This is a genomic window from Escherichia sp. WS568 (genome assembly GCF_046486085.1).
GTDB lineage: Bacteria > Pseudomonadota > Gammaproteobacteria > Enterobacterales > Enterobacteriaceae > Escherichia > Escherichia coli.
Map to the genome: position 1 here is coordinate 39,773 of NZ_JBJQMC010000021.1, position 16,622 is coordinate 56,394.

The window sequence follows — 16,622 nt, forward strand, 5'->3', positions numbered from 1 at the left end:
TTATCAACTTGTTATTTGCGTTGATAAAGACAAAGCAATGAGTGTGCCACAATTGCCTTAATAAAATTAAACATTTAATTTCAATGAGTTAAAGATAAAGTCATGAAGTAATCCGCAAATATGCGTTTCAGTTAACGTTTCAGGCAATGTTTCACCGCGTTTCATTGCAACAATTATGAAACAAGACTAAACCCAATATTCGGTTTCTTAACTTTGCGGTGCGCTATGGCACATCCACCACGGCTGAATGACGACAAACCGGTTATCTGGACAGTATCGGTGACGCGCCTGTTCGAGCTGTTTCGCGATATCAGCCTCGAGTTTGATCACCTGGCGAATATCACCCCTATTCAGCTTGGCTTTGAAAAAGCGGTGACCTACATCCGCAAGAAACTGGCAAACGAACGCTGCGATGCCATCATCGCTGCTGGCTCTAACGGCGCGTACCTGAAAAGCCGCCTGTCAGTGCCAGTTATTTTGATTAAACCGAGCGGCTACGATGTATTACAGGCACTGGCAAAAGCCGGAAAACTCACCTCTTCTATCGGCGTTGTCACTTATCAGGAAACTATTCCGGCACTGGTGGCGTTTCAAAAAACCTTTAATTTGCGCCTCGACCAACGTAGCTACATTACCGAAGAAGACGCGCGCGGGCAGATTAACGAGCTGAAAGCTAACGGCACCGAAGCGGTGGTCGGCGCGGGGCTGATTACCGATCTGGCAGAAGAAGCCGGAATGACCGGAATTTTTATCTATTCCGCCGCCACCGTACGCCAGGCATTCAGCGATGCGCTGGATATGACGCGCATGTCGTTACGCCATAACACTCACGATGCCACCCGCAACGCCCTGCGTACTCGTTACGTGCTGGGCGATATGCTCGGTCAATCACCACAGATGGAACAGGTACGGCAGACTATTTTGCTGTATGCCCGCTCCAGTGCGGCGGTGTTGATTGAGGGGGAAACGGGGACGGGCAAAGAGCTGGCGGCCCAGGCGATTCATCGGGAATATTTTGCCCGCCACGATGCGCGACAGGGCAAAAAGTCGCATCCGTTTGTTGCCGTCAACTGCGGGGCGATTGCTGAATCTCTGCTGGAAGCGGAGCTGTTTGGCTATGAGGAAGGAGCGTTTACCGGCTCGCGACGTGGAGGTCGCGCCGGGCTGTTCGAAATTGCCCACGGCGGTACGCTGTTTCTGGATGAGATTGGCGAAATGCCGCTACCTTTGCAGACTCGCCTGTTACGGGTGCTGGAAGAAAAAGAGGTCACCCGCGTCGGCGGGCATCAGCCTGTTCCGGTGGATGTGCGAGTCATTAGCGCCACTCACTGCAATCTGGAAGAAGATATGCGGCAAGGGGAGTTTCGCCGTGATCTGTTTTATCGGCTGAGTATTTTGCGTCTGCAATTGCCACCACTGCGCGAGCGGGTGACGGATATTCTGCCGCTGGCGGAAAGCTTTTTGAAAGTGTCTCTGGCGGCGCTCTCCGCCCCGTTTTCTGCCGCATTACGCCAGGGGTTACAGGCAAGCGAAACCGTGCTGGTGCACTACGACTGGCCGGGCAATATTCGTGAACTGCGCAATATGATGGAGCGACTGGCGCTGTTTTTAAGTGTGGAACCGACGCCGGATTTAACGCCGCAATTTTTGCAGCTGCTACTGCCGGAACTGGCGCGCGAGTCGGCGAAAACTCCCGCTCCACGCTTACTGACACCACAACAGGCACTGGAGAAATTTAATGGCGATAAAACAGCAGCGGCGAATTATTTAGGTATCAGCCGGACGACGTTCTGGCGGCGGCTGAAAAGCTGAACTGCCGAATGCAGCGCGAACGCTTTATCCGGCATAAATTTCAATAGATGATGATCACCGATAAACTTACGCATCGGGGATGTTTACATAGGATTCAGAATTACTTCTTCTTATAAATATTTGCCGTGCCGTGGATCTTATTGTCAGTTTGACCGGAGGTCAGTACCAACACATCAGCCCCTTTTTCATCGGCTTTTTTGATCAAATCTTCTTTCGCATCTGCGGTCGACATTTCATTACTGGTTGAAATATCACCTATTTTTTCATATTGCGATGCAACCTTTTCAAATTCCGCTTTGGTCATTAATTCTGCGGCATAGACATTGGTAACGGCAAACGCTAACGCACCGACTAACATTTTAGAGATTATTTTCATATTACGGCTCCAGAGTTGTTATCACACTATCACCCACCCACATTATTGGGTTGATTAATAATTAGTTCAGTCAGGGCATAAACGCCAGTAACCGGAAATAAGACACTTTGTGATCTCTCTCGCACCCGATTATTTTTGGTAGAAATATGATGAAGTTACTTCACTTATTTATGGATGAAATCACTATGGATCCTTTGCACGCCGTTTACCTGACCGTAGGACTGTTCGTGATTACTTTTTTTAATCCGGGAGCCAATCTCTTTGTGGTAGTACAAACCAGCCTGGCTTCCGGTCGACGCGCAGGGGTGCTGACCGGGCTGGGCGTGGCGCTGGGCGATGCATTTTATTCCGGGTTGGGTTTGTTTGGTCTTGCAACGCTAATTACGCAGTGTGAGGAGATTTTTTCGCTTATCAGAATCGTCGGCGGCGCTTATCTCTTATGGTTTGCGTGGTGCAGCATGCGCCGCCAGTCAACACCGCAAATGAGCACACTACAACAACCGATTAACGCCCCCTGGTATGTCTTTTTTCGCCGCGGATTAATTACCGATCTCTCTAACCCGCAAACCGTGTTATTTTTTATCAGTATTTTCTCAGTAACATTAAATGCCGAAACACCAACATGGGCACGTTTAATGGCCTGGGCGGGGATTGTGCTCGCATCAATTATCTGGCGAGTCTTTCTTAGTCAGGCGTTTTCTTTGCCCGCAGTGCGTCGTGCTTATGGGCGTATGCAACGCGTTGCCAGTCGGATTATTGGTGCAATTATTGGTGTATTCGCGCTACGCCTGATTTACGAAGGGGTGACGCAGCGGTGAGCAGATAATTTACTCTCTACGTAATCAACCTGATTTGCCGGATCCCGACCATCGGCGATGATAGCCCCCGTAATGCGTGGTCCTTATTTCCGATAAGTTTACTTGAGTCTTTAGCTTCCCATTTCAGCCCACTCTCCCCTGTGTGGGCTTTTTTCATTGCTCTGACCCGTCCTGAATAGCCAAACAATGGCAATGTTTCACTTTGCAGGGATGATAATAAGGGGATCTGATTCAGAAGAGTTATGAAAAGTTGGACCGCCATCGAGGCCTCGAACCCCGTACCATACAACAATCCTGGTTGTCGTCTGCTCTTCCTGATGAGCTAATGGCGGTTTTTGATATGAGCCTTACAGCATATTTTCTGTCAGGCTTGAGTGCGATGCGTAAGATACAGAAAAGCCCCCACACAAACATGATGGAATTATGATTTTTTTCATATGAATGTCAACCCACACATTCACAAAACATCTGCATGAGATCATTTTTTTATACACCGTATAGCTGCGAAACCACTGCTGATGCTTTTTTAAGCGAAGCGTCGCCGATCACAACAAAATATCGGCGAAAAAGGCGGTGGAATGCCATTTGGCATACGGATATACAGATGAAATGATCACCTGCTTTGCGATTCACTCTCTGGTGGAATAACAACTCGCAGGTGGAACCCTTTCTGAACTAAAGAGTGTAGCGGATTTTAACGTGCTTATTTACAGGATAATATCTGTCACCTAACTCCTGCACTCTATTAGATATCCATTCATTTAATCGCGCATCATCTCTGTATGTTTTTACGTCCAGAACAGAGAGCAATAACCTCACCAGTGATTCAGGAAAAACAGGGTAGATATTTTTTAAGTGTAATAATAATCCATGCGCAAGCGCCTGCTTAATGGGCGCGTCGGTCTCCGGGATAGACGACATTTCGCGAAGCCATTTTTCCACATGCATACACTCTTTCCCTTTAGGGAAAAGTCTCAGCAAAGGCATATGGTGTTCAAGAAGAATACATTTGCAATCTGTTCGCACTGAATCGATAAACTGCTCTAATTTCTTAAGCCCGGTAAAGCGTCCAGCCTGCACATTTGCTTTAATATCAAGAAACGCATCATCCTGGTCATATACCCAAACTGTCCCTTTTTGATTTTCAAGTATGCGAAAAACAAACTTAACCGGGTGATCAGGGTAATCCATCCAGTCATAAAACCCAGGGAAATCATTAAACTGCACATTTATGGTGAGTGCGTTATCGTCTGACCACTCACAGTCTCGTACGGCAGCCATGAGATGAATGAGTTTGTCGTCATCGACTAAATCATCACGACAATCATAAGGATAATCATAATATTGTTTAATCAAAACCTTGAATATATCGACACAGGAGACCAGGGAGCTTTTGATATCCTCTGATAACTGATTGTTTTTAACAGTATTAAGTATGCTTTGTTGCGTATATGGCATCAAATTATTGTGCGGAGCTTTTAATGATATCATCGCGATCTCTCTTAAATAAAAATAAACGTCGCAGATAATAAAGCCCTGATTAAACCAGGCACTATCAGAAATCGCTCATAACTAACGTGTGAAGTATTGTGTACTGGAGGGAGTTAATTTAACAATTTGAATTTACGTTATAGGTTTTACTGCTACTTTGATATTATTTCGCTCTCCTTAACTAAAAAGTTAAGTGGAGAGCGAAGTTAATATGTTAAACCACAGGATATTTATTAATTGTTTCAGTCTGTTAGTGTGCGATTATCGATAACAAAACGATATTTCACATCACCTCGCAGCATTCGCTCATAGGCTTCATTAATTTGATCGGCCCGAATCATCTCTATATCAGCCACGATGTCATGTTCGGCGCAAAAATCGAGCATCTCCTGTGTTTCTGGAATGCCGCCAATCATAGAGCCGGCTATCGCACGGCGTTTCATGATCAGGTTGAAAACTTCCGGTGATTTATGCGGTGTCGCAGGCGCACCAACCAGCGTCATGGTGCCATCACGCTTCAGCAAGGTGGTAAAATCGTCGAGATTATGTGGCGCAGCTACTGTATTCAAAATGAAATCGAAACTCTTGAGATGAGCCGCCATCTCATCGGCATTGCGTGAGTTAACAACTTCATCGGCCCCCAGGGCTTTTGCCGCTTCGCGTTTTGCCTCAGAAGTGGTAAATGCCACCACATGCGCCCCCATCGCGTGGGCCAGCTTAATCCCCATATGTCCCAGACCGCCGATGCCGACCACGCCCACTTTTTTTCCCGGCCCGGCCTGCCAGTGACGTAGCGGCGAATACGTGGTGATCCCTGCACACAACAAAGGTGCCACCGCCGCCAGCTGCTCTTGCGGGTGACGAATACGCAGAACATATCGCTCATGAACGACGATCTGTTGTGAGTAGCCGCCCAGAGTATGGCCCGGTTCGTCCGGCGTCGGCGAGTTATAGGTGCCGGTCATGTGATCACAGTAGTTTTCCAGCCCGTCTTCACACTCTTCGCAATGTTTACAACTGTCGACAATGCAGCCGACACCGACCAGATCGCCCGGCGCATGTTTTTCTACCTGATCACCAACGGCTACCACACGCCCCACAATTTCATGACCCGGCACACAGGGGTAAACCGTCCCCGCCCACTCGGAACGGACCTGGTGGATATCGGAATGGCAGACGCCACAGTAAGCGATTTCGATTTTGACATCATGCGGTCCCGGTTCACGCCGGGTGATATCCATCGGTTCCAGCGGTTGTTTAGCGGAATATGCACCAACAGCTTTGATCTTCATTGTGTTTACTCCTGATTAGCTATGTGTATTTGGCGATGCCTGATATGTCATCGCGGCAAAACGCGTCCATTGAATATAGCCAATATTTAAACCACCCGATCCAGCCCCAACATGCCGCGAGCCTGAATGAAACAGAGCAGCAACGTTCCCCATAAGGCGAGCGCCTATAAGTGTGATATTTGCTATCCGTAAAAGACAAAAATCGGCAAAACTGATGATATTTTCACGTAGACAAATAGTTATCTACACAACGTCAATAAGGGCATATTCTTCAAAGATAATGTCCATTTCTGCCGACACACTCATACTCAGGCCGCCCCACTCCCTGGGGCTTAAATCTCTTACTGTTCACCGTTGCAGATATATCAAGTTCGTATCAACCTGCCACACTCCCCCACACCAGTTGCCCTTTATGGAACGTTGCGGTTCTCGGCGAGATACGCGCCACCGCCTCGGCGGAACAGGAGGCGTCCACCAGCACAAAGCTGGCGTCATCCTGCGCTTTGGGCCACACGCGCTCGCCTTTTTCGTTGAGCGGCAATACATCGCCAGTGGCTAAAAACAGCGAACGGGACAAATTCTGTTCGTTAGGACGAATATAGAGCTGCGCGTAGAGATTGGCTTTTTCCAGCATGTCGCCCAGGCCGTAGGGAGACCAGTGGTCGATAACGCTGTCGGTGCCGGTCATGACTTTTACGCCTTTGTCGTGCAACTGTTTGAGCGGCATATGCAGCGTGTCAATCGGCACCGTCGAGGCGATAGAAATTTGCTGCGCCGCCATCCGGTGCGCCAGTTCATCTACCTGTTGTTCGTTGAGCGTTGCCAACGCAAAGGCGTGACTGATGGTCAGCTTGCCCTTCAGCTGTGGCGTTTTCTCTACCGTTTCAACCATATAATTGATGGCTGCCACGCCCGACGGAGTGGTTTCGTGCAGGTGAATATCGACGCCTTTGTCGTAGTCCAGCGCAATCTGGAACATGGTGTCGAGGGATTTTTCCATCGCGCCATCAACACTGGTCGGGTCCAGCCCGCCGACGTAATGCGCCCCCGCCTGCATCGCTTCGCGCATTAAGGCTTCCGATTTCGACAGCAGCAAACCGTGCTGCGGGAAGGCGACAATTTCACACTCGAAGCCCGCCTGACGTCGCGCCAGCACCGCCTGCAAATTTTGCAGATTTTTCAGGCCGGAAACCGGTTCGATATTGCAATGGCTGCGGGCAATGGTGGTGCCTTTCGACTGCAATAAATCGATCAGTTTTTCCACCCGTTCCTGCGTGTACGGTTGCAGTTCCGGCAGCATTTTCTGCTCGAGTTTGATCATGTCCTGGATAGTGGTGCCTGCCGGACGATTGAGCGAGCGCCACGGCCCGCCGTAGAAGGTTTTGTCGAGATGAATATGCATGTCGCGGGTGGTGGGCAGCATCAGCTTACCGCCAGCGTCATAGTGCGGTAGCGTGGCGTCCGGATGCTGCTTGTTCTCGCGCAGGGCAACAATTTTACCGTCCTGAATCTCCACGGTCTGGCGCGCCGTGCGGGTCTGTACCGCCACGCCATTTTCGTAGTCAAAACCGGTTTCCAGCAGCACGTTATCGAGATAGTAATGCGGGTCAGTGATTTTCATGGTGTTGTTCGCTTCGCAGTTTAGGGTGCCAGCTACCCCCGCATGGGCGAGCGGCACTGAGGTACCAAACAGCGCGGCGGCGGTAACCATCTTACCGCTCTGGCTCAGAAATTCACGGCGGCTATTGTTTTCTTTCATCTTACGTCCTTAGGTTTTAATAATATGGGTGCCCGTTTCGCCGCGTAGCGCCGCAGGCAGGCATTCCGGCGTGGTGATAATCACTTCTTTACCGCCCTGCTCCAGGAACGTCAGGCTGGCGATGATTTTTGGCAACATGCTGCCGGGTGGGAAATGCCCTTCCTGCATATAGCGGGTCATGGTGGCAATATCCACCCGATCCAGCACCTGCTGCTGCGGTTTGCCAAAGTGAATACACACTTTTTCCACGCCAGTGGTGATCACCAGAATGTCGGCGTGAATTTCACGGGCCAATAGCGCGGTAGAGAGATCTTTGTCGATAACCGCGTCCACGCTTTGGTAATCCCCCGCTTCAGTACGCACTACCGGAATTCCACCGCCGCCCGCGCCAATCACCACAAAACCTTGTTGGATCAGCGCCTTAATGGCAGGTGCTTCGACAATACGTTTCGGTTCCGGCGAGGCGACCACGCGGCGATAGCCCCGTCCGGCATCTTCAACAAAACGCCAGTCAGGGTTTGCCTTTTGTAGTTCGTCACGCTGGCTTTCACTAAAGAATGCGCCGATGGGCTTGGTGGGATGGGCAAACCCCGGATCGTTTTTATCCACTTCCACCTGAGTCACCACGGTGACGGCTTTTTTCTCGCCGTGACGCGCCAGCCGGTTATTCAGCGCCTGCTGGATCAGATAGCCAATGCCGCCTTGCGTATCCGCCACACAGTTCGCCAGCGGCGTTAAGGGCAGCCCTTCGCACTCGTGGGCAATCTCCGCGCGGCGTAAATCTAAACCGACCTGCGGTCCGTTGCCGTGGGTCAGCACAATGTCGTAATCGGAAGCCAGCATTTCCAGCACCGTATCGGCGACGGCCTTCACCGCCTCCGCCTGATGCTCAATCGACTGGCTGGCGTTATCTTTGATAATGCTGTTGCCACCAATGGCAACGACCACAAGTTCTTTCATGTTGTTATGTCCGCTACAGAGGGTGATGGGGTTATGAGAGTGAGGTTGCCCTTCTCCCCAAAAGGGAGAAGGTATCGTAAGGTGCGTTTGCAGGTCAGACGCCGTAACGTTCGCACCAGCCAAGAATGGCTTTTTCGAAGCAGGCGAATGGTGGATGCACAATGCCCGCGCCAATCATGCCGACGCCCGCATCTTTATGGGCAATGGCGGTGTTGATCACCGGCAGAATGCCGCTGCTACCCACGCGGGTGATGTCGATTGCCGACGGCACGCCCATAAAACCGAGCAGCGGAATGGTGACGTTGGGGTTTTCGCCGAGAGTGATTTCGCGCATCTGACGGGAGAAATCGATAGCCTCTTCCACCGTACCGCCCACCAGCGCGACGATTGCAGGCGCGGTCGCCATAGCAAATCCGCCAATGCCGTAGGTTTCGGTGATGGCGCTGTCGCCGATATCCAGCCCCGAATCTTCCGGCTTATAACCGGCAAACATCGGGCCGATCACCTGCTGCGCCGGACCGGTAAACCATTGCCCCGGTAATCCGCTGACCCGCAGACCGAACTCGACGCCGTTACGCGCCATGGTGGTCACCACAGTGCTGTATTCGATGCCGTGCGCCGCATCCATCGCCGCTTTACACATCGCCATCCACGTCGGGCCGGAGAAGTAGTCACTGCTGGCGACAAACTCAAACACTTCGCGCTGTTGCTCGACGGAGTAGCCCGCCTGAATAATCCCCGGCGTCAGCGCCTGAATCAGCAGCGTCGTCCCGGCGTTATTGCGGTTATGGCACTCATCGCCCATATGCAGCGCCTGCGCCAGCATTAAGCGCAGATCGATTTCGCCGATAATTTTCATCGCGTCGCGCAGCATGGGTCCCTGCACATCGCGCATCCAGTTGAGGCGGTCGATCACGCTCTGGTCGTTAGCGCCCATACGCAAAATCTTCGCCATCTGCTCGCTCATGTTGGTATAAGCGATGTTGCCATAGGTTTTGTTTTTCACGATGTGCATAAACATCGAGGCCGAGGTAACACCCGCCATCGATCCCACACAGTCATGTTCGTGGCACGGCGAGAAAGTGATCTCACCGGAAGCCGCCAGTTCAGCCGCCTCGTCGAGATCTTTCGCCAGTCCTTCAAACACCAGCGCTCCGGTGACCGCGCCTTTCATCGCGCCGCACATTTTTTCCCAGGTGACCGGCGGCCCGGCGTGAAGAATGGTTTTCGGCGTCATGCCCGGCACCACGTTAATCGCCTGATCAAAACCAATCAGCACCGGATGTGACTGAATAATGCGCTCCGGCGCCTGCTGATTCGCGGCGGCGATTTTGTCTGCCAGCGGCGAATCAGCAATGTTATCCAGCGCCTGCACCACCTGCATATTGCCCTGCCCCGGCGGCGTCCAGTCGAGTTGAGTCACTTCTACATGCTGCTTTTTCAGGTCATCGCTAAACATGGCGATGCCGACGTTAATAACGTTCAATGGTTGGCTAAACAGTGACTGGCTCATCAGGCTTCCTCCCCTTTGCAGATAAATTCACGCGCCAGCAATCCGGTATTGGTGCTGCTGCTCGCCAGAATCACTCCGGCATCAAGCAGCATCTGGCTTTGTTGTTCTAATGATGGCGTATCAAGATCGGTACCCAGCACATAGGCGAGAATGATCAACTCACGTCCTTCGGCAGCGGCGATCGCTTTCGCCTCTTTGATCGCCTCGATGGTGGAACCGACCGGATCTTCATGCGATCCAAACCCGAGCACAAAATCCATCACGATCAACGCCACTTCTGGATCGCGCGCCTCTTCGATCAAGCGGCTGATACGGTTGGTGGGGTCAATCATTGGATGCGGCTTGCCGTTGGTAAAATCGTCATCGCCAAAGTCGAGGAAGGTATGTTTGACGCTGCGGTTGATATCTTTCAGGCGGAATTCAGGATCGGGCTGGATGTTGCTGTAGACATCGCCGTGTTTTTCCATCACCGCGAACATGGTTTCGTCACACAGCGTACCTCCGCAGAACAGGCCACGAATGTATTTCTGTTGCGGCTTCAGGCGAGCGCGCACGTCAGCAATCAATGGCTGGTTCAGGGTATGCAGATCGAGATGTTCCTGTTTCACGCCGGAGAGCATTACCGCTTTCAGCGCCGCCTCTTTGCTGCCGCGAGCAAACTGTAGCCCTTGCTCATCCACTGGCGTTTCGCCACGACCGAGGAAGCAGACCACCACCGGCTTGCGGCAGGCACGTGCGCGTTCCAGCACTTTGCGGGCCACCGCAGGCGCAGGCGGTTTGGAGATAAGCACAATGATTTCAGTTTGCGGATCGTTTTCCAGCATCCCGATGGCGTCGAACATCATCAGGCCGCCGATTTTCTCGCTCAGGTCGCGCCCACCGGTGCCAATCAGTTGCGAAACGCCGCCGCCAAATTCATGGATACGGACGCTCAGTTCCTGGCTACCGGTGCCGGATGCGCCAACAATACCGATGTTGCCGCGACGCACGGCGTTACCAAAGCAGAGCGCCGCGCCGTTGATAATCGCCGTGCCGCAGTCTGGCCCCATCAGCAGCAGCCCTTTTTCATGGGCCAACTGTTTGAGCGCCAGTTCATCTTCAACCGAGACGTTATCGGAAAACAGCATCACGTTAAGATCATTTTGCAGCGCCTGACGCGCTTCGCGAGCGGCAAACAGACCGTTGACCGAAATCACTGCCAGGTTACTTTCCGGGATATGCTTTTTGGCGCTGGCAATAGTGGCGTAACGCGCCTCGTGCGAGCCGCTTTGCGCTTTGGTGTTGAACAGTTCTTCAATCTCCACCAGCAACTGCTCGTTGTCTGCGCCCGCTTTGCCGTTGATGACAATCATCAGGTCGCCGTTTTTCGCCTGCTCCAGCTCCGGCGTCAGCAGCCCTAAATTCTTCAGCACGCCTTTGTTCATTTCGGTCGCCATCGCCACAAATGCCTGCTCGACGCCGTCGAGTTTATTTGCACGTGTGGAGATAGACATCAGCGAGACAGAATCAAAATAGGTATTCGGTTTAATGACTATTTTAACTGACATAATTCCCTCCGTAGGTTTGGCTCAGCGCACAACCATCGGCCATGCCATACAGCATGTCGCAGCCGGAACTGGAGCCAATATGTTTAATTTTTTCTATTGCCTGAGTTGCGTTCCCAGGGATGTCATAAATAATGTTATGAATAAAACGATGAATATTTTCCCGGCAGCGTTGTTGTAATGCGGCTTCCAGCGTTATGGCACTTAATAACGTGGTATTATTTCTGCCGCGTTGCAGACCGAGATAAAATTCCTCTTTGTATTTTTCCGCCGGATGTCCGGAAATAAATAAAACAAGCGCCAGACCTGTTAAATAATCGTCGGCTGATGGCGTAAGGCCAATCCCTAAGCCCATCATACTGGCGACTGCTGAGGCGATATTTTGTTTATCGTTTACGGCCTGAATAACTGCCCGTCGTTTAATATGTAATTCTTTATTTAACGCCTGATAAAACGGACTATCGCCGCGATAATTAAACAGGGTTTCATTTTCCCCCAGGTGCTGATGAATTATGTCGTGCCACTGTTGCCAGGCGATAAAGTGAAAATTCACAGCGGTCATTTGCAAGGTTGGGGACAGCCAAAGCCGACAACGACTCATCTCTATATGAAGATGTTGACCAACCGTAATGCCTTGATCGTCAAACTGAACCTTATCACCATGCCGGAACAGACCATCAAAGTGAGTGAGTGCCAACCGACAACTGTTTGGCGCATTGTCGTACTCTTCACAAAGCAGCGTTAGCAACTGCTGGCGAGCCGGGAGTGCGATATTTACCGCTCTGGCAAAGAGCTGTTCAACCTGTCCTTGCCCCCGCTGCGCCAGAAAATCCGCATCCGCAGTTAGCGCCCACACACACCGTCTTTCTGGTGTGTTGATAGCAAGCCTCCCGGTTTATGCGCCTGCGGCAATCAGTAACTGCGCAATCTCTTCAAAGCCTCGTTCCCGCGCCAGTTCCAGCGGCGTTTTGCCATATTTATCCGTCATGTGCGGGCTGGCACCGTGTTCCAGCAATAACTGGACAATCGCCTGCTGTTTAATCCCGCCATCATTAAGCACAATTGCTTCCAGTAGCGGCGTCCAGCCAACATGGTTGGTCTGGTTAACGTTAATCTCCGTATGCGCCAAAAGCTCTTTTACAATACTTAAATGGCCTTTTTCACAGGCAGGCGTCAGGCCGACACCGCCAAAACGGGTTACGCAATTAAGATCGGGTTTAGCCGGTAAAATAATCCGTAACAGGGTTAAATCGCCGGTCAGGCAGCTAATTAAAAAAGGATTTGAACATATCTGATCTTGCTTATTAATATCCGCTCCGGCGTCAATTAATGCCTGAACGCAAGCATATTGCTGATATAAACTTGCCAGCGTAATTGCCGTTTTCCCCTGACGATCGCAGGTATTAATATCGACACCCAGCGCAAGGCAGGTTTTTACTTTATCGATATCACCCTGTTGCGCAGCCAATAAATAGTCGGCAGGTAGATTTTTTATAGTCATTCACATTCCCCTGGTTTTTGTGGCTGTTTTCGATGAATTGAGAATAGCAACGATAATCTGATAAAAGAACCCGCTTAAATTTAATTCGCCGTATTTCGCCTTTTTGTTGAATGATGTTCAACAATCTTTTCGCAGTGTGCGGTAATGCAATATTTGTTTCTTTGACCCGATACCCTTTCACTCAATCAGGTTTTATTTCTCTATAGTCTGCACATGTAAGAGTAGCTTTCGTCCATGTCTAACCAGAGGGGAACAAGATGAACGGACTCACGGCAACGGGTGTCACCGTCGGTATTTGTGCAGGGCTTTGGCAGTTAGTGTCTTCACATGTCGGGCTCTCTCAGGGATGGGAATTATTAGGAACCATTGGCTTCGTCGCCTTTTGCAGTTTTTATGCCGCAGGCGGCGGTAAATCGGGGTTTATCAGAAGCCTGGCGGTTAATTATTCCGGGATGGTGTGGGCGTTTTTCGCCGCGCTGGCTGCCGGTTGGCTGGCCTCGGTGAGTGGATTGTCCACGTTCTGGGCGAGCGTGATTATGACTGTACCCTTCTCGGCGGTGGTGGTCTGGCAAGGACGTTTCGGTTTATTGTCTTTTATTCCCGGAGGCTTTCTCGGCATGACGCTATTTTTTGCCAGCGGGATGAACTGGACGGTGACGTTACTGGGTTTTCTGGCGGGTAACTGCGTGGGGATAATTTCAGAATATGGCGGACAAAAATTAAGCGAAGCGACGACTAAACGCGACGGGTATTAAAAGTTATTCAAAAATGATTATCTATCTTTAACCGATACCTCTACAGTCATGGCTGGAGAAATTCATATTCGATAATGGCGGGAATGGTTTAATGAACTCAATTTTTACCGAAGAGAATCTGTTGGCATTTACTACCGCTGCGCGTTTTGGCAGTTTCAGTAAAGCAGCAGAAGAGTTGGGTTTAACCACTTCCGCCATTAGCTACACCATCAAGCGAATGGAAACAGGGCTGGATGTGGTGCTGTTCACTCGCAGTACCCGAAGCATTGAGTTAACGGAGTCCGGGCGTTATTTTTTCCGCAAAGCTACCGACCTGCTGAATGATTTTCACGCCATCAAACGCAGCATCGATACTATTTCGCAGGGTATAGAAGCACGGGTGCGCATTTGTATTAACCAACTGCTTTATACGCCCAAACACACCGCACGCTTATTACAGGTACTGAAAAAGCAGTTTCCAACCTGCCAGATTACCGTGACGACCGAAGTGTATAACGGCGTCTGGGATGCGATTATTAATAATCAGGCGAATATTGCTATCGGCGCGCCCGACACACTGCTGGACGGCGGCGGCATTGATTACACGGAGATTGGCGCGATTCGCTGGGCTTTTGCTATCGCCCCGGATCACCCGTTAGCCTTTGTGCCGGAACCCATCGCCGAAAGCCAGCTGCGTCTCTATCCTAATATCATGGTGGAAGACACCGCGCATACGATTAATAAAAAAGTGGGCTGGTTGCTGCATGGGCAGGAGTCGATTCTGGTGCCAGATTTCAACACCAAATGTCAGTGCCAGATTTTAGGTGAAGGAATTGGTTTTTTGCCGGATTACATGGTCCGTGAGGCGATGGCGCAATCCCTGCTGGTTACCCGACAAATCCATAATCCGCGCCAGGATTCACGCATGTTACTCGCAACTCAGCATTCTGCTACGGGTCAGGTGACGCAGTGGATTAAAAAGCAATTTGCGCCAAATGGCATATTAACGGGGATCTATCAGGATTTACTGCATCGGGAGAATTAATCGCTGCCAACCTCCCGATGCGCTGTGAATAGCGGTTTACATCAACCACCTGCTTTCATTACCCATTCAGAGATAAATTTATTACCCGGTACTGGCGGAGAGTACAAATAGCCCTGCAAAAAGTGAACTCCTTTGCCGATCATTAAATCCGCCTGCTCCTGGGTTTCTACCCCTTCCGCCACGATACTCAGACCAGGCTTACGCGCCAGTTCGACAATATTGTCCACAATATGACCGGATATTTCGTCCACGCTCGCCATTTGCACAAATGACTTATCGATCTTAATAAAATCGACCGGGAACGCCTGCAAGTAACGATAGGTCGCATAACCCGTACCAAAGTCATCCAGCGCAAAGGTAATGTTGTGCTGATGAAGGCTGTCAAATATCGCTCTGGCTTCTGGCGTTACCGGAATAGGGTTACGTTCCGTCAGCTCAAGAACCAGTTTGATTTTATCGTTACCTAATTTCTTAACCAGGTTCAGACACTCTTTTTCAAATCCTGCGGCCAAAAAACAACCCGCCGAGACGTTGATGCCAATATGGAAATTGTCCGGCAGCAAATGTTTTACCGGCATCAGAATATCCGCAGTCTGTTTCATCAACTGGCGAGTCATTATGACGATAAGACCAGATGACTCCGCCAGAGGAATAAACTGATCCGGTGGGATAATTCCCGTTTGTGGATGTTCCCAGCGGACAAGCACCTCACAGCCCGTCAGTACCCCAGTCTGCGCGCAGAAAACCGGTTGGATCCACGGTTTAAATTCATGGTTTTCCAACGCCAGACTGATGGCTTCAGGCGTGACGATATGGTGATAGTGATTATCATTAATATATTTGTGACTATTATTACCCGTGGCGGATATGATCTCCGGATTGTACTGAAAGAAAATATCCCGCCAGAAAGTAATATCGCTCTGAATCCCCAGTTTCTCAAAGAGCTGTTTCTTTTGATGTGAAATGGTCTTTGCACTGCGATTTCTGTACTGTGATATTTCTGTTACAGACATTCCCTGCATCAGCAGCTTGAGTAGCAGTCGTTCTTTCTCGGATACGCTACCAGGCAATGACAAATGAACCGTTGTACCGAACTCTTGCAGAAAAACACGAAAATCACATGAATTCATGAACACACCTTTTATCTTTTATCGCTGTTCAGTATGAGTGATTACCTGTGGATTCCTGAGCACACATAAGGGGTAACCATAAACATTAGCGATGCCATACGTATAACATCCCACATCACTATCAAGAAGATTATCTTTACCTCTGATGCTCGCTCAAAAACAGTTACGCTAAATACCTTAAAAAGGTAATCACAAGTCAAACTCAGGAGATAATCACGCAAGAATGCAATATTAAAATTCAGATACTCATTTTTGGTAATAAAGAAGTAGTTGGACTATTTCGATATTTATAATTTCCCACTACGTATTGACGCCCATTCATGAGTAAAGGCGCATTATATGAATTTAACAATCCAGATCAACTGAAAATACCTCAACCTCATAAACACATAGCGTCAACATTCAATGACATAATGAGTAAAGATGTTGGTTATGCATACACGTCATTACTCTATGCCTATCCCTTAACAACCTGCTTTTTAAGACTGAATCCATTCAGCAATAGATAGCCAACATTATAACAATGACAATAAAAACAATATTTAAAACAATCAATAAAATATCAGACACAGACAATTAAACCTTAAACAACAAACGGTTACATTGATTTTAGTTGATTTGCGCTACGCGTTCCCCATGAATAAAGC

Annotated in this window: 15 protein-coding genes and 1 pseudogene; 4 read left to right on the plus strand and 12 right to left on the minus strand. The window is 49.8% G+C overall.

Annotation, left to right across the window (positions count from 1 at the left end; all coding sequences use genetic code 11):
- Positions 1-225: 225 nt before the first annotated feature.
- Positions 226-1,812, plus strand: a complete 1,587-nt coding sequence (gene prpR / locus ACJHWR_RS19855) for a propionate catabolism operon regulatory protein PrpR (RefSeq protein WP_000941047.1) — start codon at positions 226-228, stop codon at positions 1,810-1,812.
- A gap of 100 nt (positions 1,813-1,912) precedes the next feature.
- On the opposite strand, the gene yahO is transcribed toward prpR, so the two are convergent.
- Positions 1,913-2,188, minus strand: a complete 276-nt coding sequence (gene yahO / locus ACJHWR_RS19860) for a DUF1471 family periplasmic protein YahO (protein WP_000691951.1) — start codon at positions 2,186-2,188, stop codon at positions 1,913-1,915.
- Between the two features lie 146 nt (positions 2,189-2,334).
- On the opposite strand from yahO, the gene ACJHWR_RS19865 reads away from it, so the two are divergent.
- Positions 2,335-3,006, plus strand: a complete 672-nt coding sequence (locus tag ACJHWR_RS19865; protein ID WP_000976966.1) for a LysE family transporter — start codon at positions 2,335-2,337, stop codon at positions 3,004-3,006.
- Positions 3,007-3,022: 16 nt separating this feature from the next.
- On the opposite strand, the gene yahM is transcribed toward ACJHWR_RS19865, so the two are convergent.
- The 10 genes and pseudogenes from yahM to ACJHWR_RS19915 all read right to left on the minus strand — a co-directional run bounded on the left by yahM (position 3,023) and on the right by ACJHWR_RS19915 (position 13,066).
- Positions 3,023-3,268, minus strand: coding sequence for a protein YahM (gene yahM, locus ACJHWR_RS19870; protein WP_000290600.1), 246 nt, complete (start codon positions 3,266-3,268; stop codon positions 3,023-3,025).
- 413 nt (positions 3,269-3,681) lie between these two features.
- Complete coding sequence (gene yahL / locus ACJHWR_RS19875; protein ID WP_001330069.1) at positions 3,682-4,497, minus strand: protein YahL; 816 nt, start codon at positions 4,495-4,497, stop codon at positions 3,682-3,684.
- Positions 4,498-4,739: 242 nt separating this feature from the next.
- Positions 4,740-5,789 carry an NADPH-dependent aldehyde reductase YahK gene (gene yahK / locus ACJHWR_RS19880; protein ID WP_000692717.1) on the minus strand — a complete coding sequence of 350 codons (1,050 nt, stop codon included), beginning with the start codon at positions 5,787-5,789 and terminating at the stop codon, positions 4,740-4,742.
- Between the two features lie 86 nt (positions 5,790-5,875).
- Positions 5,876-5,950 (minus strand): annotated as a pseudogene (locus tag ACJHWR_RS19885) (hypothetical protein); the annotation flags it as partial.
- 215 nt (positions 5,951-6,165) lie between these two features.
- Positions 6,166-7,548, minus strand: coding sequence for an amidohydrolase family protein (locus tag ACJHWR_RS19890; protein WP_000662436.1), 1,383 nt, complete (start codon positions 7,546-7,548; stop codon positions 6,166-6,168).
- Between the two features lie 9 nt (positions 7,549-7,557).
- A complete protein-coding gene (locus ACJHWR_RS19895; RefSeq protein ID WP_410226712.1) occupies positions 7,558-8,508 on the minus strand; it encodes a carbamate kinase family protein in 951 nt (316 codons plus the stop codon).
- A gap of 94 nt (positions 8,509-8,602) precedes the next feature.
- Positions 8,603-10,021 (minus strand): DUF1116 domain-containing protein, encoded by a 1,419-nt coding sequence (locus ACJHWR_RS19900; protein WP_000083467.1) that lies wholly within the window; start codon positions 10,019-10,021, stop codon positions 8,603-8,605.
- Complete coding sequence (gene fdrA / locus ACJHWR_RS19905) at positions 10,021-11,568, minus strand: acyl-CoA synthetase FdrA (RefSeq protein WP_000111792.1); 1,548 nt, start codon at positions 11,566-11,568, stop codon at positions 10,021-10,023. Before fdrA ends, ACJHWR_RS19900 begins: the two co-directional genes overlap by 1 nt.
- Entirely contained in the window at positions 11,558-12,421 is an 864-nt protein-coding gene (locus ACJHWR_RS19910) for a DUF2877 domain-containing protein (protein ID WP_012311758.1), read from the minus strand. Before ACJHWR_RS19910 ends, fdrA begins: the two co-directional genes overlap by 11 nt.
- Before the next feature lie 39 nt (positions 12,422-12,460).
- A complete protein-coding gene (locus ACJHWR_RS19915; protein WP_000153102.1) occupies positions 12,461-13,066 on the minus strand; it encodes an ankyrin repeat domain-containing protein in 606 nt (201 codons plus the stop codon).
- A 257-nt stretch (positions 13,067-13,323) separates the two neighbouring features.
- Between ACJHWR_RS19915 and ACJHWR_RS19920 the strand changes: the two genes are divergently transcribed.
- Together ACJHWR_RS19920 and ACJHWR_RS19925 are read left to right on the plus strand one after the other, a co-directional pair.
- Positions 13,324-13,821, plus strand: coding sequence for a DUF1097 domain-containing protein (locus ACJHWR_RS19920; protein WP_001013882.1), 498 nt, complete (start codon positions 13,324-13,326; stop codon positions 13,819-13,821).
- A gap of 91 nt (positions 13,822-13,912) precedes the next feature.
- On the plus strand, positions 13,913-14,845 hold the full coding sequence (locus ACJHWR_RS19925; RefSeq protein WP_001084388.1) for a LysR substrate-binding domain-containing protein: 933 nt from the start codon (positions 13,913-13,915) through the stop codon (positions 14,843-14,845).
- Between the two features lie 41 nt (positions 14,846-14,886).
- Here the strand turns inward: ACJHWR_RS19925 and pdeL are convergent, their stop codons facing one another.
- Positions 14,887-15,975: a DNA-binding transcriptional activator/c-di-GMP phosphodiesterase PdeL gene (gene pdeL, locus ACJHWR_RS19930; RefSeq protein WP_001305451.1), complete on the minus strand. Its 1,089-nt coding sequence runs from the start codon at positions 15,973-15,975 to the stop codon at positions 14,887-14,889.
- Positions 15,976-16,622: the final 647 nt, after the last annotated feature.

Bases quoted from the DNA above. Each gene is read 5' to 3' on its own strand.
- prpR (WP_000941047.1), top strand. From the start codon at position 226: ATGGCACATCCACCACGGCTGAATGACGACAAACCGGTTATCTGGACA.
- yahO (WP_000691951.1), bottom strand. From the start codon at position 2,188: ATGAAAATAATCTCTAAAATGTTAGTCGGTGCGTTAGCGTTTGCCGTT.
- yahL (WP_001330069.1), bottom strand. From the start codon at position 4,497: ATGATATCATTAAAAGCTCCGCACAATAATTTGATGCCATATACGCAA.
- ACJHWR_RS19890 (WP_000662436.1), bottom strand. From the start codon at position 7,548: ATGAAAGAAAACAATAGCCGCCGTGAATTTCTGAGCCAGAGCGGTAAG.
- ACJHWR_RS19915 (WP_000153102.1), bottom strand. From the start codon at position 13,066: ATGACTATAAAAAATCTACCTGCCGACTATTTATTGGCTGCGCAACAG.
- yahK (WP_000692717.1), bottom strand. From the start codon at position 5,789: ATGAAGATCAAAGCTGTTGGTGCATATTCCGCTAAACAACCGCTGGAA.
- ACJHWR_RS19925 (WP_001084388.1), top strand. From the start codon at position 13,913: ATGAACTCAATTTTTACCGAAGAGAATCTGTTGGCATTTACTACCGCT.
- ACJHWR_RS19900 (WP_000083467.1), bottom strand. From the start codon at position 10,021: ATGAGCCAGTCACTGTTTAGCCAACCATTGAACGTTATTAACGTCGGC.
- fdrA (WP_000111792.1), bottom strand. From the start codon at position 11,568: ATGTCAGTTAAAATAGTCATTAAACCGAATACCTATTTTGATTCTGTC.
- ACJHWR_RS19920 (WP_001013882.1), top strand. From the start codon at position 13,324: ATGAACGGACTCACGGCAACGGGTGTCACCGTCGGTATTTGTGCAGGG.
- ACJHWR_RS19865 (WP_000976966.1), top strand. From the start codon at position 2,335: ATGATGAAGTTACTTCACTTATTTATGGATGAAATCACTATGGATCCT.
- pdeL (WP_001305451.1), bottom strand. From the start codon at position 15,975: ATGAATTCATGTGATTTTCGTGTTTTTCTGCAAGAGTTCGGTACAACG.
- yahM (WP_000290600.1), bottom strand. From the start codon at position 3,268: ATGGCGGTCCAACTTTTCATAACTCTTCTGAATCAGATCCCCTTATTA.
- ACJHWR_RS19895 (WP_410226712.1), bottom strand. From the start codon at position 8,508: ATGAAAGAACTTGTGGTCGTTGCCATTGGTGGCAACAGCATTATCAAA.